The sequence below is a fragment of the Streptomyces sp. NPDC059816 genome (genome assembly GCF_042732055.1).
In the GTDB taxonomy this organism is placed as follows: domain Bacteria; phylum Actinomycetota; class Actinomycetes; order Streptomycetales; family Streptomycetaceae; genus Streptomyces.
In genome coordinates this window covers 1-22,571 of record NZ_JBHWIQ010000029.1, presented here as the reverse complement: position 1 = coordinate 22,571, position 22,571 = coordinate 1, and the positions used below count along the sequence as shown (strand labels likewise).

The window sequence follows — 22,571 nt, the reverse complement described above, 5'->3', positions numbered from 1 at the left end:
CTCACAGATAAAAACGGTGTGAGGTTCTCCCAATCGCCTCTCTTGACGAACAGGTGGTGGCACGGTGCGCCTGCGCACTCCTCTAGCCCTGCTCGGGGCAGCGGTACTGGTCCTGGTCGGGCCACCGCTGATCACCACGGGCAGTGACTCCGAAACCGGGACGAAGATCCCGGGACTGCAGTTCATGGTCCCCAACACCCCCGGTGGTGGTTACGACATCACGGCGCGCACCGCGGCCAAGAACGCCGAGGACGCCGGTCTGAGCCACGGCATCGAGGTGTTCAACCTGCCCGGCGCGGGCGGCACCGTCGGCCTCGCCCGACTGGTCAGCGAGCACGGCAACGGCAAGCTCGCGATGTCGATGGGGCTCGGCGTCGTCGGCGCCGTCCGTTCCAACGACGCACCCAAGACCCTCGCCGACGTCACTCCCATCGCCCGGCTCACCGAAGAGCCGGACGTCGTGGTCGTCTCGAAGGACTCGCCCTACAAGACCATCAACGAACTGGTCGACGCCTGGAAGGAGAACCCCGGCAAGCTCCCCGTCGGCGGCGGCTCCTCGCCCGGTGGCCCCGACCACCTCGCCCCGATGCTGATGGCGCGCTCCGCGGGGCTCGCCCCCAAGGACGTCAACTACATCCCCTTCGACGGCGGTGGCGAACTCCTCGCCTCCATCCTCGGCAACAAGGTCGGGTTCGGCGTCTCCGGCGTCGGCGAGTACCTCGACCAGATCAAGTCCGGCGAGCTGCGGCTGCTCGCGGTCACCGGCCCCGAGCGGGTCGACGGCCTCGACGCCCCCACGCTCCGCGAAGCCGGCTACGACATGGACTTCACCAACTGGCGCGGCATCGTCGCCCCGCCCGGGCTGTCCGACGCCCAGCGCGACAAGCTCATCGCCCTCATCGAGAAGCTGCACGCCTCCGAGGAGTGGAAGGCGTCCCTCAAGAAGCACGGCTGGCACGACGCCTTCCTCACCGGCGACAAGTTCGGTGACTTCCTCGAAGCCCAGGACAAGCGGGTCGTTTCCGTACTGAAGGAGTTGGGACTGTGACGACCATCGAACCCCCCGGCCGTCCTGACCCCGCTCAGGGCTCCGCCACCACCACGCCCGCCGGGCAGGAGCCGGGCCGCCGCTCCTGGCTGCGCGAGCACTCGGAGCTGGGCGTCAGCGTCCTCCTCCTGGCCCTCGGCGGCCTCGTCCTCACCGACGCCCTCACCATGGACGTCGACATCGCCCAGCGCGGGCCCATCGGCCCCAAGACCGTGCCGATCGTGGTCGGCATCGGCCTGCTGGTGATCGCCGTCCTGCTCGCCATAGACGTCCTGCGCGGCGGCCACGGCGAGGCCGAGGGCGGCGAGGACATCGACCTCAGCGAACCCGCCGACTGGCGCACGGTCCTGCTGCTCGGTGGCGTCTTCCTCGCCACCGCCGTCCTCATCGAACCCATCGGGTTCCCCATCGCGGGTGCCCTGCTCTTCTGGGGGTCGGCCTACGCCCTCGGCAGCCGGCACTTCCATCGCGACCCACTGATCGCCGCGGGGCTCTCGCTCGCCGCCTTCATCATCTTCGACCGCCTGCTCGGCGTCCCGCTGCCCGGCGGCCCCCTGATGGGAGTGCTGTGAGATGAACGCCTTCAACTCCCTGATCGACGGGTTCGGCACCGCGCTCACCCCGATCAACCTGCTCTGGGCCGCCATCGGCGTCCTCCTCGGCACCGCCATCGGCGTCCTGCCCGGCATCGGCCCCGCCATGGCCGTCGCCCTGCTCCTCCCCGTCACCTACGGACTCGACCCCACGGGCGCGTTCATCATGTTCGCCGGCATCTACTACGGTGCGATGTTCGGCGGTTCCACCACCTCCATCCTGCTCAACACCCCAGGTGAGAGCGCGGCCGTCGTGGCGGCCATGGAGGGCAACCCGATGGCGAAATCGGGGCGCGGCTCACAAGCCCTCGCCGCAGCGGCCATCGGCCACTTCGCCGGCGGCCTGATCGGCACCACCCTGCTCGTCGCCCTCGCACCCACCGTCGCGGAACTCGCCGTCGACATCGGCGCCCCCGACTACTTCGCCATCATGGTGCTGGCGTTCATCGCCGTCACCTCCGTCCTCGGCTCCTCCCGCATCCGCGGTCTCGCCTCCCTGCTCATCGGTCTCACCATCGGCCTCGTCGGCCTCGACGGCATGACCGGCCAGCAGCGCCTCACCTTCGACAACCTGCACCTCGCCGACGGCGTCGACGTGGTCATCGTCGCGGTCGGACTCTTCGCGATCGGCGAGGCCCTGTGGGTCGCCGCCCACCTGCGCCGCGGCTCCACCGAGCCCATCCCCGTCGGTCGCCCCTGGCTCGGCCGCGACGACCTCAAGCGCACCTGGAAGCCCTGGCTGCGCGGTCCGTTCATCGGCTTCCCGTTCGGGGCGATCCCCGCGGGCGGCGCCGAGATCCCGACCTTCCTGTCGTACGTCACCGAGAAGAAGCTGTCCAAGAACAAGAAGGAGTGGGGCAAGGGCGCCATCGAGGGCGTCGCCGGACCGGAGTCGGCTGCCTCGGCCTCCGCCGCCGGAACGCTCGTCTCCATGCTCACCCTCGGCCTGCCCACCACCGCGGTCGCCGCGGTGATGCTCGCCGCCTTCCAGCAGTACGGCATCCAGCCCGGCCCGCTCCTCTTCGAGCGCGAGCCCGACCTCGTGTGGGGCCTGATCGCCTCCCTCTTCGTCGGCATGGTGCTGCTGCTCGCCCTCAACCTGCCGCTCGCCCCGCTGTGGGCGAAGCTGCTGCGCATCCCGCGCCCGTACCTCTACTCCGGCATCCTCTTCTTCGCCGCCCTGGGCGCGTACGCCGTCGGTGGCGAGTCGCTGGACCTGGTGATCCTGCTGATCATCGGCTTCCTCGGCTTCGGAATGCGTCGCTACGGACTGCCGGTGCTCCCGGCGGTGATCGGCGTCATCCTCGGCCCGAACGCCGAGCAGCAGCTGCGCCGGGCGCTCCAGATCAGCGACGGCAGCGTCTCGGGCCTGGTCAACACGCCGTTCTCCGTGACGGTGTACGCGATCATCCTGCTGATCCTCGCCTGGCCGCTGGTCGCCAAGCTGATCCGTAGCCGGCGGACCGCCACCGCGGCGCCGGTCGCGGCGAAGACCCCGGTCACCGTCGGCGCCAAGGCGGAGCGTCAGGACGACGCCGAGGCCCCCGAGGCCCCGGCCGGCACGAAGGGCGCCGACACCCCCGGTACCCTCGACGCCACGGACACGACCCAGAGCGGCGACGGCACCGACGGCAGCGACGGTCCCGACGATTCCGGAGAGAAGGGAAGCGGCGTGCGGCCATGACCGAGACACGGTTCCCCCTCCACGAAGCCATCCGCAGGGCGACACCGGTCGACGCGGGCGCGGTGAAGTCCGTGACGGACGCCGCCTACGCCCACTACGTCGAACGCATCGGTCGACGCCCCGCCCCGATGGAGGCCGACCACGCGGCGCAGATCGCCGCCGGCCAGGTCTTCGTGACCGGGGAGCCCGTGCTCGGTCTGGTGGTCCTCGTCCCGTACGAGGACCACCTGCACCTCGACAACATCGCCGTCCACCCGGACTCCCACGGCCTGGGGGTGGGCCGCCGACTGCTCCACTTCGTCGACGCCCACGCCCGTGACCTCGGTCTTCCCGAGGTACGGCTCCACACCCACGCCCAGATGTGGGAGAACCAGAAGCTCTATCCGCGCTACGGGTACGAGTTCATGGGCCGCCGGCCGGACGGCCACTACGACCGCTACCACTACCGCAAGCGGTTCGGCTGAGACGAAGTGCCCGGCACCGGGTTCCGGTGCCGGGCACTTCTCGTACGCCCCGCGCGCGGGCGCACCGCACCGGGTCACCCCTCGGGCCACCAGATGCGCTGGACGTCCTTGCGGATCTCCGGACGCTCCCTGGGGAGCTCCTCGCTCTCGTCCCGCCGCCGCCCGCGACGGGTGCTGGTCCTGCTCGGCGACTTCTGCACGGTCACTCGGCGCATGACTGCCTCCTTGGGGACTACCTCTTCCCGCGATCGCGCGGTGCTAGACCCGTTGGGGGAGGGTGACTCACCGGCGCCGCGATGTCAGTGGCCGACGTCACCCCCACGGGACGCCCCGGGCGCCATCCGCACGGTGCGCCTGCGGGTGCGCTGGGGGCGCCCGCGCAGTTCCTCGCGCCCCTGGCGGGGCCCGTCTGTGCTGTGGGACGACGGTATGGAGGAGCGTCCGAGATGCAGGACCGCGGGGAACCGCTTGACCTTGACACCGTGACAAGGTCTTCGCTGGAGCCGAGGAGGTGGTCCCGATGACCCCGTCGGCACCCGACACGACCACGATGCGCGCCCTGAGGGCGCTGGAGGACGACCGCCCGTCCGTACGGCTGCGGGCTGCGCTGGCGGTCGGTTCGGCCCCGGACCCGCAGTTCGTCGACACGCTCGTCGAACGGTGCGCGGTCGAACCCGACTTCCCCGTGCGCGACATGCTCACCTGGGCACTGACCCGGCACCCGGCGGCCACGACGGTCCCCAAGCTGCTCGACGAACTGCGTTCGCAGCGCGCACAGGCCCGGAGCCAGGCGTTGCACACGCTGTCCAAGGTCGGGGACCGCCGGACCTGGCCGGCGATCACCCGGGCACTGCTGACCGACACCGACGACGAGGTGGCGCGGACCGCCTGGCGCACGGCCGTCCTGCTCGTGCCCGAAGGTGAGGAAACCGCGCTGGCCGTAGTGTTGTCGACACAGCTCGGGCGCGGTGGACGGGAGACGCAGCTGAGCCTCAGCCAGGCGCTGATCGCGCTCGGCGAGGCGATGGTGCCGACCCTGCGCGCCGCGATGACGGACCTCGACCCCCGGGTGCGCGCGCACGCACGCGCCACGGAACGGCTGTTGCGGGACCCGGAAGCCGGATTCGCGTACGCGATCGAGGAGGCGAAGCGCGTCGTCGCCCTGGGCCCGACCAACCAGGAGGGGTGAGCGGCCGTGTTGATCGGTGAGGTGGCACGACGGTCCGGGGTCAGCGCCCGCATGCTGCGGCACTACGAAGCGCTCGGCCTGGTGCGACCGACGGGGCGCACCGGCGCCGGCTACCGGGAGTACTCCGGCGAGGACGTCCGGCGGATCTTCCACATCGAGAGCCTGCGGTCACTGGGGCTGTCGCTGAAGGAGGTCGCCCGGGCGCTGGACGATCCCGACTTCACGCCCGCGGACCTCGTCGCCGACCTGGTCCGCCAGACCCGGGAACGCATCGCCGACGAGACGGAACTGCTCACCCGGCTCCGGAGGATCGACGCCGCGGAACCCGCCGCCTGGGAGGACGTGCTCCAGACCGTCGCCCTGCTCCAGGCACTGGGGTCGAAGAGCGCGGGCAAGCGCCAGCGCGCGGCCCTGTCCTCCACCGAGGAGGTTCCGGCGCCGGTGGAATCACTGGTGGAGGCGGTGCTGAGCGAACCGGACCCGAACGTCGCCGGGGCCCTCCGCTGGGCCCTGGCGCGCTCGGCCGGTGACGGAGTCGAGCTCCTGTTGGCTCAGGGGCTCGACTCCTCGGCGGCGCAGGTGCGCGAGCGCGCGGTCCGCTCGCTCGCCGAGATCCCGGACGAGGGGGCCACGGCCCTGCTGCGGGACGCCCTCGCCCACCCCGACCCGGTGGTCCGCAGGTACGCGGCGCTGGCCCTCGGTGCACGCGGTGTGACCGAGGCGGTGCCGACGCTCCTCGACCTGGTCGTCGGGGAGGTGAACGACGTGGACGCGGCCGATGCGCTGAGCGCGCTGGCGAGCCGTCCCGGATGGGCGGACCGGATCGCCACCGGGCTCGTCGACCGGCTCGCCCACGGCACCGCCGAGCCCGCCGTACGGCGACGGCTGGCCCAGGCGCTCGCCGACATCCCGGGCACCACCGCGGCACGCGCCCTCGCCGACCTGTCGCACGACGAGGACCGGGCCGTCGCGCTGACCGCGGCGTACGTCCTGGGCCTGCGCGCCCCCCGGTGACCGGTCTACCGGAACAGCGCGGTGAACCCGTGGGAGTCCTCCCGGGCGAGGCGTTCCAGCTCGTCCAGGGCGTTCATCGCCCGCTCCGCCGCCCGGGGGTCGGTCGCCGCCAGCCCACTGGCGGCGAACTCATCCTCGTCCAGCCGCAGGACGACCGAGCGGTCGGCGCCGACCCACAGGTCCAGGTCCAGGTCGGTCACCAGGATCTCGTCGGGGGAGACCACGGCGGGCCGGGTCACATCGCAGTACCAGCCCTTCAGTGCGCCCGCGCCGGTGCGCACCTCCTTCACGGCGTACCACCGGGTGCGCCAGTAGTGCTCGGTGAACACGTCGCCGGGCTCGAAGCGGACGAAGCCGAAGTCGCGCACGCCCGCGCCCGCCCAGGGGGCCCGCACGCTCACCCGGTCCCCGTCGTCGGCGAGCCGCCGGGCGGGGTAGCGGATCTTGGTGCGGCCGTTCTTCACCAGCACGACCTCGACGGTCCCCGTACCGCCGTGGGCCTCAGCCGAGGTCGCGGACATGACGCACCTCCGTGGCGCAGACCGCGTAGCCGAACCACGTGTTGACCGCGAGCATCGGGGCGTTGTCGGTGTCGTTGCCGGTGAACGCCTCGCTGAACCCGGCCGCCCGCGCCCGGTGCAGGGAGTCGTTCTTGACCGCCTTGGCGAGGCCCCGGCCCCGGTGCGCGCGCACGGTGCCGGTCATGGCCGTGACGTAGCGGCCGTTCCCGTCGGTACGGGCGGCGGTGAAGGCGACGGGACTCCCGTCCACGACGGCGATCGTGGTCAGCTTCCGGTCCATCAGGGGGTGGTGCCAGGTGTCCCGGAGCCACTGCTCGTAGTCGGAGAAGTGCGCGCCGACGTCGCCGGGTTCGTCCTCCGTGCACTGTGCGTCCAGTACGAACACCGGGCGCGGATCGTCCTCGAAGTCGGCCGCCGTGCGCAGTTCCACCCCGTCGGGCGCGGGGAGCCGGGGCGGGAGCGCAGCGAGGTCCAACCGGAGGAAGTGCGCGCTGCGGCTGGGACGGTAGCCGCGCCGCTCGGCGAAGGCGCGGTTCTCCGGCTCGTCCAGGACCCAGGTGTACACCGCCGTCGCCCCGACCCGGGCGAGTTGCTCCTCGGCGGCCCGCACCAGCAGCGTTCCGGCGCCCCGGCCGCGTCGCTCCGGGTGGACGTAGACGTTGGCGAAGCCCTGTCCCGGTGTCGGGCTCTCATGGGCGACGCCCACCTGGACCGTGCCGATGACCTCCCCCTGCTGCTCGGCGACCAACGGGTGGTAGTGCGCGTCCGGGTGGGCCTGGTTGACGTCGAAGGCCACGGACTCGGCCGTGGCCAGGAGGAAGGGGACGGCTGCCTGCCGGACCCGCGCGAACTGCTCGGCGTCCTCGGGGCGGAACGGGCGTACGACGATGCTCATGCCCCCACGCTAGGTTCGCAGGATCGTGCCGCGCCCCTCATTTTCCCGCCCGCAGCCAGACCCTGGCGGCAGGGGCGGGGCCCCCGGGTCACGCGGGCCGGGGCCACGCCGACCGGCCGTGCCGGCCCTTCGACGCGCCCGTTGCGGGAGAATCACCGGGTGACGTTGACGATCGTGATCGACCCGGCCGGGGGCACGGCCCCCTTCGAACAGCTCCGCGCGCAGATCGCGGACCAGACGAGGTCCGGCCACCTGCCGACCGGATACAAGCTGCCGACCGTCCGCGGCCTGGCCCAGGAGCTGGGGCTCGCCGTGAACACGGTGGCCAAGGCGTACCGGGCCCTGGAGTCCGACGGGGTCATCGAGACCCGTGGCCGCCTCGGTTCCTTCATCGCCGCGGCGGGCGACGCCGCCAGTCGGGAGACGGCGACCGCCGCCCGGACGTACGCGGAGCGGGCGCTGCGGCTGGGCGTCCCCGAGTCCGAGGCCCTGAGCGCCGTCCGGGAGGCGCTGCGCGCGGTCTACGGGCGCTGACCGCCGCGCCCGGGTCAGCGGTAGAGGTCGATGAGCCGGGCGAGGTGGCGCCCCGCCACCTCCAGCGGGGTCGTGCTCCGTTCCACCTGGGCCGCCAGCTCCGCCCCCTCCAGGGTGCTGATCACGGTGTACGCCAGTTCCGTGGCCACGTCCTCGGCGAACCCGGCCGCCCGTAGCCGGGCGGCGACCAGCTCGCGCCAGCGGGCGAACGCACGGGCCGCCGCCTCCTGGATGTCGGGAGCCCGGCCGGCGGTCCCCAGGGCGGTGGAGGTGACCGGGCACCCGTCCACCCAGTCGGAGTCCCGCAGCCCGACGGCGAGGTGGTGCGCACAGGCGACGACGGCCGCGGCGGGGTCGGTCTCCGCGGCCAGCCAGCGCTCCAGTTCGTGGGCGAACTCCTGCTCGCCGTGGCCGATCGCGGCGACCGCCAGCTCCTGCTTCCCGCCGGGGAAGAAGTGGTACACGGAGCCGAGCGTGGCCGACGCCTCCACGGAGATCTGCTTGATCCCCGTTCCGTCGTAGCCCTGTCGTTGCATCAGGTGCGAGGCCGCCCGGACGATCCGCTCCCGGGTGCCGAGTCCCGCGCCCGGCTTCACCGGGGGCGTGTCCCCCGCGGCCGTCTTCGTCGCCTTCGCGCCAGTCGTCTTCACCCGACGAGTGTACCGAGTGGAACGTTCGTTTTAGGGACTGCTACTGTCCTCGCTAGATAGAGCGCTCGTTCTAGAGGGCTCGTCCGCTCGATTCAGTTGCGTCACCCGCACCCGGCGCGCGCCGGCGGAAAGGACACGGACATGGGCAAGCAGGCAGTCACCCTCATCGGACTGGGCCCGATGGGGCGGGCCATGGGCAGGGCGTTCCTGGCCGAGGGCCACCCGCTGACGGTGTGGAACCGCAGCTCGGGCAAGGCCGACGAACTGGTGGCCCGGGGCGCGGTCCTCGCGGGCAGCGTCGAGGAGGCGCTCACGGCGAACGAACTCGTCGTCCTGAGCCTCACGGACTACGAAGCGGTGTACGCGATCCTGGGTCGGGCGGAGTCCGCGCTCGCCGGGCGAGTGATCGTCAACCTCAGCTCGGACACCCCGGAGCGGGCCGCGGAAGCCGCCGCCTGGGTCGCTGAGCGCGGCGGCGTCCAGCTGACGGGCGGTGTCCGGGTACCGCCCTCGGGTGTCGGGCAGCCGGGGACGTCCACCTTCTACAGCGGCCCCCGCGAGGTGTTCGAGCAGCACAAGACCACCCTGGAGGTGCTGACCGGCACCGACTTCCTGGGTGAGGACCCGGGGCGGGCGGCGCTGTTCTACCAGCTCCAGATGGACGTCTTCTGGACGACGATGCTCAGCTGGCTGCACGCGGTCGCGGTCGCCGAGGCCCACGGCGTCACCGCCGAGGAGCTGCTGCCGGTCGCCCGGGACGCGGCGGACGTCGGCCAGTTCCTGGAGTTCTACACCCCCAGGGTCGACCGGGGTGAGCACCCGGGGGACGTCGACCGGCTCGCGATGGGCGTCGCCAGCATCGAGCACGTGGTGCAGACCGCCCGGGACGCCGGCCTCGACAGCACCCTCCTGGCCGCGGTGCACGGAATCTTCGAGCGGGGGCTGGCGGCGGGCCGCGGCGCCGACAGCTTCACCAGTCTGGTGGAGGTGTTCAAGAAGAAGGCGCAGGTGTGAGCCCGTCGGTCCGGGGCGCGGGCGTCGCCCCGGATCGACCGACCGGTCCCACCGGATTCCCGTCCCCCACCGGTCGTTCCCCGGAAGTGCAGCTACAGGTACAGCCCGGCGTCCGCGCCGGGGCGCTGGCCCGGTACCTCCGTCGGGCCGCCACCCCGGCGCAGGGCGAACAGCTCCGCCAGGGTGGCCCCGTTCCGGTCGACGCCCTCCTCGGTGCCGAGCCACTCGACGGCCTCCGGGCGGGTCAGCGGACCGACCTCGATCCGGGCGAGGCACCGTCCCGGACGCACCACGGCGGGGTGCAGCCGTTCCAGGTCCTCGTTGGTGGTGATCCCGACGAGCACGTTGCGGCCCTGGCCGAGGAGGCCGTCCGTCAGGTTCAGCAGTCGGGACAGTGCCTGGCCCGCCGAGTCCTTGGCCCCGCCCCGGATCAGCTCGTCGCAGTCCTCCAGCAGTAGCAACCGCCAGCGGCCCTTCGCCGTGCCCTCGTCCTCACCGATCGCGATGTCCATCAGATAGCCGACGTCGGTGAACAGCCGCTCCGGGTCGAGCACGCAGTCCACCTGGCACCACTCCCGCCAGGACCGGGCGAGCGTGCGCAGTGCCGAGGTCTTGCCGGTGCCCGGCGGCCCGTGCAGCAGGAGCAGCCGCCCCGTGACGTCCTCGGCGGTCAGCTTCATCAGCCCGTCCATGGCTTCGGCCACCGGGGCGGTGTAGTTGGCCCGGGCCTCGGCCCAGGTCAGGGCCGAGATCTGACGGGTGGTGCGGTGCGGACCCCGGCGCGGCGACACGTACCAGAAGCCCATGGGCACGGTCTCCGGCTGCGGCTCCGGTTCGTCGGTCGCCCCCTCGGTCGCCACGCTCAGCACGTGGTCGGCCAGTTCGGCGCTGGTCGCCGTCACCGACACGTCGGCACCTTGCCGCCAACGGCTGGCCAGCAGTGTCCAGCCGTCGCCCACCGCGAGGGTGTTGCTCCGGTTGTCGTCGCCGCGGGTGGCGCGCACCACCGTTGCGCCCGGTGGCATGAGCGGTGCGCCGGCGCGCACCCGCTCGATCCCCGTACGGCGTGCATGGGGCTGCTCGCCGGTCGTGAACCGCCCCAGGAACAGGGCGTCCACCACGTCCGACGGGCTGTCCTCGTCGTTCAGGGTCAGCTGGACGGGGAGGGTGGCGAACGCGTCCCGGGGCGTGACGCCGGGTGCGGCCACGGGCGCCGCCGCGGGCGCATCGGGTGCCGCGGCCTCGGGAACGGCCTCGGGAACGGTCGGTCGGTCGTCGTGGGGCGGCTGCGTCAGAGTGTCCTCCGGTCGCACAGGCATGGCAGACATGACGGTCATGATCCGGCACCCCGCGCCCGTACGCACCCGGGTTTCGGTCGTCGCCGTCACCCTGACGGTTCGTCCGGCCCGCACGGGGGCGCGGGGGTGCGGGTACGCGGGGGGCTCGGGGTGGTGAAGGGGCGCCCGGCGTGAGCGGCGACCGCCCCGTGCAGACGTCCGTGCTTCCGACTCACCCTCGTTGACAGCTCGTCAGATGGCGAAAAGGGGAAGGTAATTGAACGTCTGACGAATTGCTGGTGAGGATTCCGGGAAAGAAGCCGACAAGTCTGTCATGAACATTTCCAACCCGACTGGTCACCTGGTACCACGGTCGTCGCGGAGATCCTGCTAAAGGGAGGTTCCATGAGACGTTCCCGACTTGCGGCCTGTACGGCCGCGTTCACCTCGCTCCTCGTCGCCGCCGGTCTCACCCTGACCGGAGCCGCCGCGGCCCAGGCCGCCCCCCGCGCCGCGGCCACCGGGTACGTAGCGCTGGGGGACTCCTACTCCTCCGGCCTCGGCGCCGGTGCCTACGAGGGCGCGAGCGGCTCCTGCAAGCGGACCCCCCGCGCCTACCCCGCGCTGTGGGCCGCCGCCAACTCACCCTCCTCGTTCCACTTCACGGCCTGCTCGGGCGCTCGTACGGGTGATGTCCGGACCAAGCAACTCGGCCCCCTCGGGTCCGGCACCGGGCTCGTCAGCATCACGGTCGGCGGCAACGACGCGGGCTTCTCCGACGTCATGAGCACCTGCGTCACCGAATCCGAGAAATCCTGCCTGGACCGCATCGCCACCGCCCGCCGCTACGTGGACTCCACACTGCCCGGTCACCTCGACGAGCTCTACGAGGCGATCGCCGACCGGGCCCCCCGGGCCGAAGTCGTCGTCCTCGGCTACCCCCGCTTCTACAAGCTGAGCGGCAGTTGCATCGCGGGACTCTCCGAGCGGGAGCGCTCCGCCATCAACTCCGCCTCCGACCACCTGAACGGCGCCCTCGCCAAGCGCGCGGCCGACCACGGCTTCACCTTCGCGGGCGTCACCGGACGGTTCGCCGGACACGAGATCTGCTCCGGCGACGCCTGGCTGCACAGCCTCAAGCTGCTCAGCATCAGCGAGTCCTACCACCCCAAGGCCACCGGGCAGTCCCGCGGTTACCTGCCCGCCCTGAACTCGGCGGCCTGACCCGCCCCGTTCCGCCGCGGTGCGCCGCGCCCCCGTCCGCACGGGGCCGCGGCCCACCCGGTCAGCGCAGGGCGAGGACCAACGCGCCCAGCCCCAGGACGAGCACTCCCACCGAGGCCACCAGGACGAGGGCCGCGCCGCGCCGCTGACCCCGGGTGGCCGACGCCGTCGTGCCGTGGGACTCCTCGGCGTTCGACCCCGCGGTGGCCGACGGTCCGGACGCACCGGGCCGGTCGTCGCCCGCGGCGGTGCCGTCGGCGCCGGACCCGACCGGGGGCGCGGGGCTGAGGGACGTCCCGCCGGGAGCGCCGGGGCCGGACGTTCCGCTGCCCCCCGCCGCGATGTTCCGCAACTCGCGTTCCGCCACCGCGGCCGGTAGCCGCTCGGCCGGGTCCTTGCGCAACAGGCCCCCGATGACGGGCGCCAACGGGCCCGCGGTCCGGGGCGGGGCCGGCTCCTCGTCCACCACCGCCCGCAGGGTGTCCGGCGCGGTGTCCCGCCGGAACGGCGACCGCCCCTCCACCGCCGCGTACAGCAGCACACCGAGCGACCACAGGTCCGACTCCGGGCCCGGGTCCCGGCCGAGCACCCGCTCCGGGGCCAGGAACTCCGGGGAGCCGGCGATCCGGCCCGCCCGCGTCAGCGCCGAGGTGCCCTGCGCCGTCGCGGTCCCCACGTCGGACAGCAGCACCCGACCGTCGTTGGCCAGCAGGACGTTGGCCGGCTTGACGTCCTGGTGCAACACCCCCGCGTCGTGCGCGGCCCGCAAGGCGCCCACCACCTCGGCGCCGATCCGCGCGGCCCGCTGCGGCGACACCCGCTCCTCGGCGACCAGCACGTCCGACAGGGCCAGCCCGCGGACGAGTTCCATCACGATCCACGGGCGGCGGTCCTCCACCGCCACGTCATGGATGCTGACCACGTTGCGGTGCGAGATCCTGGCCGCCGCCCAGGCCCCCCGTTCCAGCCGGGCGTGGAGCTGCTCCACCTCCGCGGCGGTGAGCCCCGCGGGCGCCCGCACCTCCTTGACGGCGACCTCCCGGCGCAGGGCCTCGTCACGGGCCAACCACACCGTGCCCGTGCCGCCCTCGCCCAGCGGCGACAACAACCGGTAGCGCCCGGCGACCAGGGGCCGTTCGACGCCGTGCTGCGCGCCCGGGTTCCCCTGTCCTGCGTCGTTCGGTTCCCGGCTCACCGGAGTCCCCCTTCGCAGTGTCCGACGCTCACAAAGTAGCCCAGCCCCGGCCGGTTGCGACCCCCCTGAACTGCCCCGAACGGATTCCCGTCGTCCCGCGCGGCCGGACCCGGACACCGGTGGGACGGGTGCGACCCGTGCGACCGCAGGGGCGGCGCCGAACCCGGTCGGCGCCGCCTCCCGGAAGGTGAGTGCCCCGGGCGGTATACACGAGTGTCAGGCGGGGGAGATAGGGTGAACCTGCCCGGGCCGGGTGCCCTCGTACGGGTGGGGAGACAAAATGGAACCGATGACAGTCCGCAGCAGGGCGCGCGTCCCTGCGATCACCTGCGGGAGTAGCGCGACCAGTTCGCGCCTCGACCGCCATCTCGCCGTGCTGGGTGGCCCCGCCATACCGCAACGGGAGGCGGCCGAGGCGACCCTGCTGATGCGTGAATTGACGACGCGCGCGCCCGCCCACGAGGTCAGCGGGCGTGAGGCCCGCGTGCGACGCGTGTCGCTCTTCGCCCCGTTGCGACGGCTGCGCCGCTCGCTCTTCGGCGGTCACTAGACACCGGCCCGGGCCCGGCGGTCGCGGTCGGAATCCTCCGGCGCGTCCCCGGCACCGCCCTTCCCACGGTGCGCGGCGTCGCCCCCGTGCCCGCCCGGGCCTCGTCTTGACCTCTTACCGCCTTGACGTCCCGGCAGCAGCTCTGCCGGACCCGCGCTCCTACGTTCATCGGTACGGAGTGTCGTTCAGCCGCACCCGCTCGGCGCCGCGTCGGCCCCTCCCCAACCGACCCGGCGGCCCCGCGGGCCTGGACCGGCACTGCGTGCGATGAGCCAGGACACCCCCGGCCCCGGTAGCACCCCGTGGTCACCCGCGGCCACGGACGGCCGGGCGTGCGGATCAGAGCAGTGCGTACTGGCCCTCCGGGCCCTCCTCGCGGTGGTCGAGGACGGAGGCGGGGCGGCGGGCCGCGTCCGGTGGCGGCAGCACGCCCGCCCGGCGCAACTCGTCCATCGTCAGCCGGGGGCCGAACGGTTCGGGGCGGCTCGGTCCGCACTCGGCGAGCAGGGCCAGCACGGTGAGGAGTTCCAGCAGTTCGGAGGTCCACGCCTGCGGCCAGGCCGCCGGTCGGACCGCTCCCAGGGAGCCCGGCCGCGGTGCCGGTGCCGTGCGACGGCCGAACCAGGACTCCACCACCCGCACGCCCTGGGCCCTGAGGTGCCACACCTCCGTGGGCACCGGAGAGATCCGCCCTCCGTCCAGGTCCAGGCTCCCGGTGTCCGGGTCGTGGCGCAGGACGGTCGGGTGCTCGGGGAGCGGGGACCGCACGTAGGGGCGGCTGCCACCGGGGAGCCGAGGTCGGTCGCCGTCGGCGCGGACCATCAGCCGCAGCAGTCGGTGTCCCGTGTCGGTGCCCCGCGCCCAGACCTCCGGATCGCAGGTGAGCGGCACCGTGCAGCCACCCGGCCCCGGGCGGGCGGCGGCGACGATCCACGCCAGGACGTCCAGGGGGTCGAGGCCGTGGAGGCCGAGACGGGTGGCGAGCAGGTCCGGCAGCCCGGGGGCGAGGTTGGGCTCGGCTCCGCCCGGTCGGCGGAAGAGGGGGTGCACCCGGGTGGCGCGGGGCCGCTCGCGGGGCGCGGGGACGGGCGGCGGCACGGTGACCGGCAGCCGTGCCGTGACCAGGAGCGCCGGCCCCGGCCCGGCCGCGTCACCCGCCGCTGCCGGGGTGTCCAGGACGAACAGTTGTCGGGCGTCGGCGACCCGCCACAACTCCGGGCGGGCCGCGTCGATCAGCCGGTGGTCGGGGATCAGCCACTGCTCGTCGAAGGGCGCGAGCAGGACGCGCAACGGCTGCGGGAACGGTCCCGGGGCGTGGGCGAGCCGGGCCGTGCCGGTGGACTGGCCGGGCAGCTGGGCGACCGTGGACCGCGGGGTGCGGGCCCGGCTGGACTCGAACAGGGCCGTCCGGTCCGTGCCCTCGGCCCGGGCCAGGGCCTCCCACCGCGCCCTGAGCGTTGCGGTGTCCGGGGCCACGGGCCAGCCCCGGCCGATCCGGGGGGCGGCGACGGACCACGGCATCAGGTCCGCCAACAGCGGTTCCTCGGTGTGCGTCACGACCGGCATGCTAGCCATGGTGGCGCCGGTCAGTGCGGTGGCTGGGCGTCCAGGGTGACGGTGAAGGAGAAGCGGTCGCCCCGGTAGTGGATGACGGCGAGGTCGAGGACCCGACCGTCCTCGTCGTGGGTGACGCCCGTGTAGTGCAGGATCGGGCTGAGCAGCGGGACGTCGAGCAGCCGTGCCGTGTCCGGGTCGGCCAGTCGGGCCTCGACCGTGTCGGTGATCCGACCGATCCGGGCGCCGACCACGTCCCGCAGCACCTTGGTCATCGGCCAGCGTTCCAGGTCCGCGGGGTCCATCCGCTCGGCCAGCTCCGGCCGGACGTAGTTGCGCGCGTGGTTGGTGGGTTCGCCGGTCGCCTCGTCGGAGCGCAGCCGGTGGTACGTGGCGACCTCGTCCAGGCCCGGGAACCGGTCCGCGTACGCGTGGGGGACCGGTATCCGCCCGTGCTCCAACAGACGGGTGGTCATGCCCGACTGCTGGGCCACGATCGCGTCCACCGAGCCCAGCAGGCGGACCGGGGCGCCGCGCCGCGCGGCCGGCTCGATGAAGGTGCCCCGCCGTCGGTGGCGGCTGATCAGCCCCTCGTCCTCCAACTCCTTGAGGGCCTGTCGCATGGTCAGCACGCTGACCCCGTAGTGCCCGGCGAGGCGTTCCTCGGTGGGCAGCCGCAGCGGGGCGTCCGGCGCCCGCCCGAGTATCGAGGCGCGCAGGGACTGCGACACCTGGTACCAGAGCGGAAGCTTGCGATTCAGGACGATCGAGTCCGGGGCAAAAGCGGTCACGACTTCTCCGAATCGGGTTCCGGTGCGGCGGCCCACGAGGACGCGGGGGTCGTTCGGGGGACGGTCGCCCGCGGTGCGCTAGGGGTTCCTGAAATGGCGCTCCAGACCATGCCACACATCGTCGTACCCGCGCTGGAGGTGGTCCGCGCCGGCCGCGAGGGCGGTGGTGACCACGGGCCACCGGGTCTCGAACATGAACGCCAGCCCGTCGTCGATGCGCTGGGGCACCAACGCGGCGGCGCTCGCCCGGTCGAAGGTCTCGCGGTCCGGCCCGTGCGCCGACATCATGTTGTGCAGGGAACCGCCGCCCGCCACGAACCCGCCCGCACCGCCGGCCTTGGCGTCGTAGGCGCCCTCGATCAGGCCCATGTACTCGCTCATCACGTTGCGGTGGAAGTACGGCGGCCGGAAGGTGTCCTCGCCCACCAGCCAACGGGGCGCGAAGACCACGAAGTCCACGGCCGCGAGACCCGGGGTGTCGGACGGCGAGGTGAGCACCGTGAAGATCGACGGGTCCGGGTGGTCGTAGCTGAGGGAGCCGATCACGTTGAAGGTGCGCAGGTCGTAGACGTACGGGGTGTGGGTGCCGTGCCAGGCGACCACGTCCAGCGGGGAGTGGTCGTAGGGGGCGCTCCACAGGTTGCCGCAGAACTTGTTCACCACCTCGATGGGGCCCTCGACGTCCTCGTAGGCGGCGACCGGCGCCCGGAAGTCGCGCGCGTTGGCGAGGCCGTTGGCGCCGATCGGGCCGCGCTCGGGCAGGTGGAAGGGGCGGCCGTAGTTCTCGCAGACGTAACCGCGCGCGGCGGGGCCGTCCCCGTCGGGCGCCGGATCCAGCAGCTCGACCCGGAAGCGGACGCCCCGCGGGACGAGCGCGATCTCACCGGGGCGGGCGGCGAGCAGCCCGAGTTCGGTGCGCAGCAGCAGACCGCCGCGCTCGGGCACGATCAGCAACTCCCCGTCCGAGTTGCTGAACACCCGGTCCTTCATGGAGGTGTTGGCGTGGTACAGGTGCACGGCCATGCCGGTGCGGCTCGCGGCGTCGCCGTTGCCGCCGAGGGTCCACAGGCCGGCCAGGAAGTCCGTTCCGGCCGGCGGTGCGGGCAGGGGGTCCCAGCGCAGTCGGTTGGGGTCGGGGACCGTCTCCGTGAAGGGAGCCGTGCGCAGCGCGCCGTTGCCGACCCGGGTGAACGCGGGGTGGGCGGCGGACGGGCGGATCCGGTACAGCCAGCTGCGCCGGTTGTCCCCGCGGGGTTCGGTGAAGGCGCTCCCGCTCAGCTGCTCCGCGTACAGCCCGAGGGGGCCGTGCTGCGGTGAGTTGCGGCCCAGCGGCAGGGCGCCGGGGACGGCCTCGCTGCTGTGTTCGTTACCGAATCCGGTCGCGTAGGTCAGGCTCTCGGCGGTCTTCCGGGCGGTGTCACCGCTCATCGGCGCTCCCTCGTAGCTATTCCTATGCATCACCGTAGGATTCGGTTCCCCGTGGCGCAAGGGCGAAGGGGCACCGGGTCGCGCACCGGCGGGAGCGGGTCGGCCGGAGCGGGTCGGGGAGAGCGGGCCGATCGGTGGGGGCCGGTCGGCGGGGGAGGCCCGGGGCGTGCACCCTGTCCGATCCCGCCGGCGGCGCGTCGCCTAGGCTCGGGTGCCATGGCGTCACCTCAGCAACCGGTCCCCACCCGCGTGCGCGCGCGCCGGGGCGCGTGCGCGCTCGTCCTGTGCTGCGCCCTGGTCGCCGCCGCGGCCTGCGACGGCAACACCTCCTCCCGGGGCGGCGACGGCCACGCGGTGACCCCGTCCCCGGTGGGGGAACTCCTCTCGACGAGCGACGCGACGGGGGACCAACTCCGGGAGGTCGACCGGGAGGGCGCCCCCGGTGTGCGGATCGCCGTCCGGCCGGGCGCCGCCGAGAACTGGGACGTCCGGCTCACCGTCACCAACTTCCGCTTCAGCGCGGAGCGCGGCGGCAGCGCCGCGACGACGGGCCGCGGGTACGCCGTCCTCTATCTGGAGGGTCGCCGACTGGCCCGACTGCACCAACCCGGGTACCGGCTGTCCGCGGCCTCCCTGGGGCGCGGCACGCACGAGTTGACCGTCCGGTTGCACGCGGACGACGGCACGGCGTGGGCCGTTGACGGACAGGCGGTCGAGGACGTCGCCCGGGTGACCCTCGCGCCGCGCAAGGCCGCTCCCGCCGGCTGAGCGACCCCGCCCGGACCGCCCGTCCGCGTGCGGTTCGCCGCTCACCCGGGAACGCATGACGCATCATCAACTACCCATGTCTATGGGGTACTTGTGCCCTCCATGAGGGTTCCGGGAGGGTGCGGCGTGACCTCCCCATGGTCCATACCAGTCGGTATGCTCAAGGGGATCGCTTCCGTGCCGAGTGCCGTCACGCACCGTGGAGTCCCGATGTCCTCAGCGCCCTCTGCGCCCTTAACGCCCTCCGCCTCCTCCCCGTCCGGCACCACCAGGACCGCCCTGCGCGTCTGCCCCCTCTGCGAAGCGACCTGCGGGCTCGCCCTGACCATCGAGGGCACCGCCGTCACCCGGGCGTGCGGGGACCGCGACGACGTCTTCAGCCACGGCTTCATCTGTCCGAAGGGCGCCCTGTTCGGCAGCGTCGACGGCGACCCCGACCGGCTCACCCGGCCGCTGCTGCGCCGCCGCGGACGGCTGACGGAAACCGGCTGGGACGAGGCGTTCGACGCCGTCGCCGCCGGTCTGCGGCCGGTCATCGAGACCTACGGGCCGAACGCGGTCGGCGTGGTCCTCGGCAATCCCAACGTCCACACCGTCGCCGGCGTCCTGTACCCGCCGCTGCTGGTCAACGGCATCGGGACCCGCAGCCTGTTCACGGCCACCACGCTCGACCAGATGCCCAAGCACGTCTCCAGCGGACTCCTCTACGGCGACGCCCACGCGATCCCGGTGCCGGACCTCGACCGCACCGACCACCTGCTGCTCCTGGGCGCCAACCCCGTCGAGTCCAACGGGAGCCTGTGCACCGCGCCCGACTTCCCCGGCCGCCTGGCAGCGCTGCGGGCCCGCGGCGGCACCCTCACCGTGATCGACCCGCGCCGCACCAGCACCGCACGGCTCGCCGACCGGCACGTCGCCATCCGCCCGGGCACCGACGCCCTGCTGCTCGCCGCCATGGCGAACGTCCTGTTCGCCGAGGACCGCGTGCGCCTGCGCCACCTCGCCCCCCATGTCCTCCAGGTGCCCGAACTGGGAAGCGCACTGGTGGAGTTCACCCCCGAAGCGGTCAGCGAGGCCTGCGACGTGGCGGCCGGGACGATCCGTGACCTGGCCCGCGAGCTGGCCGGGGCGCCGACCGCCGCCGTGTACGGCCGGATCGGCAGCAGCACCGTCCTCTTCGGCACCCTCGCGAGCTGGCTGGTCGACGTCCTCAACATCCTGACCGGCAACCTCGACCGCCCCGGCGGCGTGCTCTTCCCGCAGTCCGCCACCGACCGGCCGCCGCGCCCCGTCGGACCCGGCAGCGGCTTCACCCTCGGCCGGTGGCGCAGCCGGGTCAGCGGACATCCCGAGGTCAAGGGGGAGCTGCCGTTCGCCGCGCTCTCCGAGGAGATCGACACCCCCGGTGCGGGCGTGCCCGGCGGCCTCGGCGGCGGCCCCCTGAGGGCCCTGGTCACCAGTGCCACCAACCCCGTCCTCTCGGCTCCCGACGGCGACCGCCTCGACCGGGCGCTCGCCGGACTCGACTTCATGGTCAGCGTCGACCCGTACCTCAACGAGACGACCCGCCACGCCCACGTCGTGCTGCCCCCGCCCCGGCCCTCCCGCACCCCGCACTACGACTTCGCCTTCAACATGCTGGCCGTGCGCAACCAGGCCCGCTACAGCCGCCCCGCGGTCCCGCTGGACGCCGGGGCGATGGCCGAGACCGAGATCCACGCCCGGCTGGTCCTGGCCGCCACCGGACTGCACGGCGCCGACCCCGCGGACGTGGACGCCTGCGTCGTCTACAGCGCCCTCGTCCAGGCCGTCGCCGACCCCCTCGGCCCCGTCCACGGCCGTGACCCGCACGCCCTCGCCGCCGAACTGGACGGCGAGGGCGGGGCCGAACGACGCCTCGACCTGATGCTGCGCCTCGGCCCCTACGGCGACGGCTTCGGCGCCCGCCCCGGCGGCCTCACCCTGCGTCGGCTGCTCGACGCGCCGCACGGCGTCGACCTGGGCCCGCTGCGCCCCCGACTGCCGCAGCCGCTCGCCACCCGCAGCGGACGCGTCGAGCTGCTGCCGCCGCCGATCGCCGCCGACCTGACCCGGCTCGCCCTGGCCCGACACGACCGACCGGGCGGTTTCGTGCTCGTCGGCCGGCGCCACCTGCGCTCCGGCAACAGCTGGCTGCACAACGTGCCCGGCTTCGGCGGCGGCTCCCAGAGCTGCACCCTGCACGTGCACCCCGAGGACGCCCGGCGGCTCGGCCTCGCCGACGGGGGCCGGGTCCGGGTCAGCGGCTCCGGGGGAGAGGTCGCCGCACAGGTCGAGATCACCGACTCGGTCCGCCCCGGAGTGGTCAGCCTGCCGCGCGGTTGGGGCCACGACCGCCCGGGCACCCGGCTGCGGGTGGCCGCCGCGCTGCCCGGCGTCAACGTCAACCGACTCCTCGACGGAAGCCTGCTCGACCCCCTGTCCGGAACCGCCGTGCTCAACGCCGTTCCCGTGCGTCTCACCGCCATCTGTACATGACCGGGACTTTCGCGCATATTGCTCTCATGTCAACATCTTGTTAACGCATTCCCCCGCGACCTAACGTCACGCTGACCGCAGGCCCTGGTGAGAGAGCCACACGGTTCAAGGACGAACGTTAGGTAATCCACTCATGCTGACCATCCTCGGCTTTGCCATGATCGCGACCTTCCTGGTCCTGATCATGATGAAGAAGGTCTCGCCGATCGCGGCGCTGGTCCTCATCCCCGCTCTGTTCTGCGTACTGGTGGGGCAGGGGGCGAACCTCGGCGACTACGTCATCGACGGCATCGGCGACCTCGCGCCCACCGCCGCGATGCTGATGTTCGCCATCGTGTACTTCGGCGTGATGATCGACGTCGGCCTCTTCGATCCGATCGTCCGGGTGATCCTGCGGTTCGCCAAGGCGGACCCCCTGCGGATCGTCGTCGGCACGGCCGCGCTCGCCGCGATCGTCTCCCTCGACGGCGACGGCTCCACCACCTTCATGATCACCGTCTCGGCGATGTACCCGCTGTACAAGCGGCTGAAGATGAGCCTGGTCGTGCTGACCGGCATCGCCGCCACCGCCAACGGCGTCATGAACACCCTGCCCTGGGGCGGCCCCACCGCCCGCGCGGCGACGGCCCTCAAGCTCGACGCCAGCGAGATCTTCGTCCCGATGATCCCGGCCCTCGCGGTCGGCCTGCTCGGCGTCTTCGCCCTCGCCTACGTCCTCGGCCGCCGTGAGCGCAAGCGCCTCGGGTACCTCTCCCTCGACGAGGTCATCGAGGCCGAGGCCGGCTCCGCCGACGAGAAGGTCCTGGTCGGCGCCGGCGGCACCAGCGGCAAGGCCGGCTCCGGCACCACCCGCTCCGGTGGCACCAGCGGTACCGGTACGGGTGGCGGCACCGACGACGGCGACCCGAGCGACAAGGCCGGCAAGAGCGACGGGGCCGGCAAGGCCGAGGAAGCGGGCGAGGCCGAGGAGGAGCACGAGGGTTTCCACGTGCTCGACCCGAACCGGCCCACCCTGCGCCCCAAGCTGTACTGGTTCAACGCCGGTCTGACGATCCTCCTGCTGACCGCCATGATCATGGAGCTGCTGCCGATCCCGGTGCTCTTCATGCTCGGTGCCGCCCTGGCCCTGACGGTGAACTTCCCGCACATGCCGGACCAGAAGGCCCGGATCGCCGCGCACTCCGAGAACGTGCTCAACGTCGCCGGCATGGTCTTCGCCGCCGCCGTCTTCACCGGCGTCCTCCAGGGCACCGGCATGGTCGACGACATGGCCAAGGCCGTCGTCTCGGCCATCCCCGACTGGATGGGCCCGCACATGGCCCTGGTCACCGGCTTCCTGTCGCTCCCGTTCACGTACTTCATGTCCAACGACGGGTTCTACTTCGGCATCCTCCCGGTCCTCGCCGAAGCGGGCGCGGCGCACGGCGTGCCCCCGCTGGAGATCGCCCGCGCCTCCCTCGTCGGCCAGCCGCTGCACATGTCGAGCCCCCTGGTGCCCGCGGTGTACGTCCTCGTGGGCATGGCGAAGGTCGAGTTCGGCGACCACACCCGGTTCACCGTGAAGTGGGCCGCGCTCACCTCGCTGGTGGTGCTCGGCGCCGGGTTCGTGTTCGGCATCATCTGAGCCGGTGGCGGGCGGGCGCCGGGGGTCCTGCCACCCC

At 73.0% G+C, this 22,571-nt stretch carries 21 protein-coding genes and 1 pseudogene; 13 read left to right on the top strand and 9 right to left on the bottom strand.

Features of this window, described 5'->3' with window-relative positions:
- Positions 1–64: 64 nt before the first annotated feature.
- The 4 genes and pseudogenes from ACFV88_RS30025 to ACFV88_RS30010 all read left to right on the top strand — a co-directional run bounded on the left by ACFV88_RS30025 (position 65) and on the right by ACFV88_RS30010 (position 3,789).
- Positions 65–1,048, top strand: a complete 984-nt coding sequence (locus ACFV88_RS30025) for a Bug family tripartite tricarboxylate transporter substrate binding protein (RefSeq protein ID WP_385495175.1) — start codon at positions 65–67, stop codon at positions 1,046–1,048.
- Positions 1,045–1,620: a tripartite tricarboxylate transporter TctB family protein gene (locus ACFV88_RS30020; protein ID WP_385495173.1), complete on the top strand. Its 576-nt coding sequence runs from the start codon at positions 1,045–1,047 to the stop codon at positions 1,618–1,620. The genes ACFV88_RS30025 and ACFV88_RS30020 overlap by 4 nt, the downstream gene beginning before the upstream one ends.
- A 1-nt stretch (position 1,621) precedes the next feature.
- Positions 1,622–3,106: pseudogene (locus tag ACFV88_RS30015) on the top strand (tripartite tricarboxylate transporter permease); the annotation flags it as partial.
- Between the two features lie 215 nt (positions 3,107–3,321).
- The gene (locus ACFV88_RS30010) at positions 3,322–3,789 is read left to right on the top strand and encodes a GNAT family N-acetyltransferase (protein ID WP_385495172.1); all 468 of its coding nucleotides are present in this window, start codon (positions 3,322–3,324) and stop codon (positions 3,787–3,789) included.
- 74 nt (positions 3,790–3,863) lie between these two features.
- On the opposite strand, the gene ACFV88_RS30005 is transcribed toward ACFV88_RS30010, so the two are convergent.
- Positions 3,864–4,004 carry a hypothetical protein gene (locus ACFV88_RS30005; protein WP_385495171.1) on the bottom strand — a complete coding sequence of 47 codons (141 nt, stop codon included), beginning with the start codon at positions 4,002–4,004 and terminating at the stop codon, positions 3,864–3,866.
- Positions 4,005–4,309: 305 nt separating this feature from the next.
- Between ACFV88_RS30005 and ACFV88_RS30000 the strand changes: the two genes are divergently transcribed.
- The gene (locus ACFV88_RS30000) at positions 4,310–4,978 is read left to right on the top strand and encodes a HEAT repeat domain-containing protein (protein WP_385495169.1); all 669 of its coding nucleotides are present in this window, start codon (positions 4,310–4,312) and stop codon (positions 4,976–4,978) included.
- Positions 4,979–4,984: 6 nt separating this feature from the next.
- Entirely contained in the window at positions 4,985–5,992 is a 1,008-nt protein-coding gene (locus ACFV88_RS29995; RefSeq protein ID WP_385495168.1) for a HEAT repeat domain-containing protein, read from the top strand.
- A 5-nt stretch (positions 5,993–5,997) separates the two neighbouring features.
- Here ACFV88_RS29995 and ACFV88_RS29990 read toward each other — a convergent pair whose 3' ends face one another.
- Positions 5,998–6,513, bottom strand: coding sequence for a DUF402 domain-containing protein (locus tag ACFV88_RS29990; RefSeq protein WP_385495167.1), 516 nt, complete (start codon positions 6,511–6,513; stop codon positions 5,998–6,000).
- Entirely contained in the window at positions 6,494–7,408 is a 915-nt protein-coding gene (locus tag ACFV88_RS29985) for a GNAT family N-acetyltransferase (RefSeq protein ID WP_385495166.1), read from the bottom strand. Before ACFV88_RS29985 ends, ACFV88_RS29990 begins: the two co-directional genes overlap by 20 nt.
- A 159-nt stretch (positions 7,409–7,567) precedes the next feature.
- Here ACFV88_RS29985 and ACFV88_RS29980 point away from each other — a divergent pair, with 159 nt between their 5' ends.
- The gene (locus ACFV88_RS29980; protein ID WP_385495164.1) at positions 7,568–7,942 is read left to right on the top strand and encodes a GntR family transcriptional regulator; all 375 of its coding nucleotides are present in this window, start codon (positions 7,568–7,570) and stop codon (positions 7,940–7,942) included.
- Between the two features lie 14 nt (positions 7,943–7,956).
- Here ACFV88_RS29980 and ACFV88_RS29975 read toward each other — a convergent pair whose 3' ends face one another.
- The gene (locus tag ACFV88_RS29975; protein ID WP_385495163.1) at positions 7,957–8,592 is read right to left on the bottom strand and encodes a TetR/AcrR family transcriptional regulator; all 636 of its coding nucleotides are present in this window, start codon (positions 8,590–8,592) and stop codon (positions 7,957–7,959) included.
- A gap of 141 nt (positions 8,593–8,733) precedes the next feature.
- Between ACFV88_RS29975 and ACFV88_RS29970 the strand changes: the two genes are divergently transcribed.
- Positions 8,734–9,606 carry an NAD(P)-dependent oxidoreductase gene (locus tag ACFV88_RS29970; protein WP_385495162.1) on the top strand — a complete coding sequence of 291 codons (873 nt, stop codon included), beginning with the start codon at positions 8,734–8,736 and terminating at the stop codon, positions 9,604–9,606.
- 92 nt (positions 9,607–9,698) lie between these two features.
- On the opposite strand, the gene ACFV88_RS29965 is transcribed toward ACFV88_RS29970, so the two are convergent.
- Positions 9,699–10,925, bottom strand: a complete 1,227-nt coding sequence (locus tag ACFV88_RS29965) for a DUF5925 domain-containing protein (protein WP_385495232.1) — start codon at positions 10,923–10,925, stop codon at positions 9,699–9,701.
- A 363-nt stretch (positions 10,926–11,288) separates the two neighbouring features.
- Here ACFV88_RS29965 and ACFV88_RS29960 point away from each other — a divergent pair, with 363 nt between their 5' ends.
- A complete protein-coding gene (locus tag ACFV88_RS29960; protein ID WP_385495161.1) occupies positions 11,289–12,107 on the top strand; it encodes an SGNH/GDSL hydrolase family protein in 819 nt (272 codons plus the stop codon).
- 61 nt (positions 12,108–12,168) lie between these two features.
- On the opposite strand, the gene ACFV88_RS29955 is transcribed toward ACFV88_RS29960, so the two are convergent.
- Positions 12,169–13,302, bottom strand: coding sequence for a protein kinase (locus ACFV88_RS29955; RefSeq protein WP_385495160.1), 1,134 nt, complete (start codon positions 13,300–13,302; stop codon positions 12,169–12,171).
- Positions 13,303–13,582: 280 nt separating this feature from the next.
- On the opposite strand from ACFV88_RS29955, the gene ACFV88_RS29950 reads away from it, so the two are divergent.
- The gene (locus tag ACFV88_RS29950; protein ID WP_385495159.1) at positions 13,583–13,852 is read left to right on the top strand and encodes a hypothetical protein; all 270 of its coding nucleotides are present in this window, start codon (positions 13,583–13,585) and stop codon (positions 13,850–13,852) included.
- A gap of 339 nt (positions 13,853–14,191) precedes the next feature.
- Here ACFV88_RS29950 and ACFV88_RS29945 read toward each other — a convergent pair whose 3' ends face one another.
- From ACFV88_RS29945 to hmgA, 3 genes are all read right to left on the bottom strand, one after another.
- A complete protein-coding gene (locus ACFV88_RS29945) occupies positions 14,192–15,418 on the bottom strand; it encodes a type ISP restriction/modification enzyme (RefSeq protein ID WP_385495157.1) in 1,227 nt (408 codons plus the stop codon).
- Between the two features lie 20 nt (positions 15,419–15,438).
- Positions 15,439–16,197, bottom strand: coding sequence for a GntR family transcriptional regulator (locus ACFV88_RS29940; RefSeq protein ID WP_385495156.1), 759 nt, complete (start codon positions 16,195–16,197; stop codon positions 15,439–15,441).
- Positions 16,198–16,275: 78 nt separating this feature from the next.
- Positions 16,276–17,625: a homogentisate 1,2-dioxygenase gene (hmgA, locus tag ACFV88_RS29935; protein WP_385495155.1), complete on the bottom strand. Its 1,350-nt coding sequence runs from the start codon at positions 17,623–17,625 to the stop codon at positions 16,276–16,278.
- Between the two features lie 216 nt (positions 17,626–17,841).
- On the opposite strand from hmgA, the gene ACFV88_RS29930 reads away from it, so the two are divergent.
- From ACFV88_RS29930 to ACFV88_RS29920, 3 genes are all read left to right on the top strand, one after another.
- On the top strand, positions 17,842–18,393 hold the full coding sequence (locus ACFV88_RS29930; RefSeq protein WP_385495154.1) for a hypothetical protein: 552 nt from the start codon (positions 17,842–17,844) through the stop codon (positions 18,391–18,393).
- A gap of 210 nt (positions 18,394–18,603) precedes the next feature.
- Positions 18,604–20,910 (top strand): molybdopterin-dependent oxidoreductase, encoded by a 2,307-nt coding sequence (locus tag ACFV88_RS29925; protein ID WP_385495153.1) that lies wholly within the window; start codon positions 18,604–18,606, stop codon positions 20,908–20,910.
- Positions 20,911–21,043: 133 nt separating this feature from the next.
- Positions 21,044–22,534 carry a CitMHS family transporter gene (locus ACFV88_RS29920; RefSeq protein WP_385495151.1) on the top strand — a complete coding sequence of 497 codons (1,491 nt, stop codon included), beginning with the start codon at positions 21,044–21,046 and terminating at the stop codon, positions 22,532–22,534.
- Positions 22,535–22,571 lie beyond the last annotated feature (37 nt).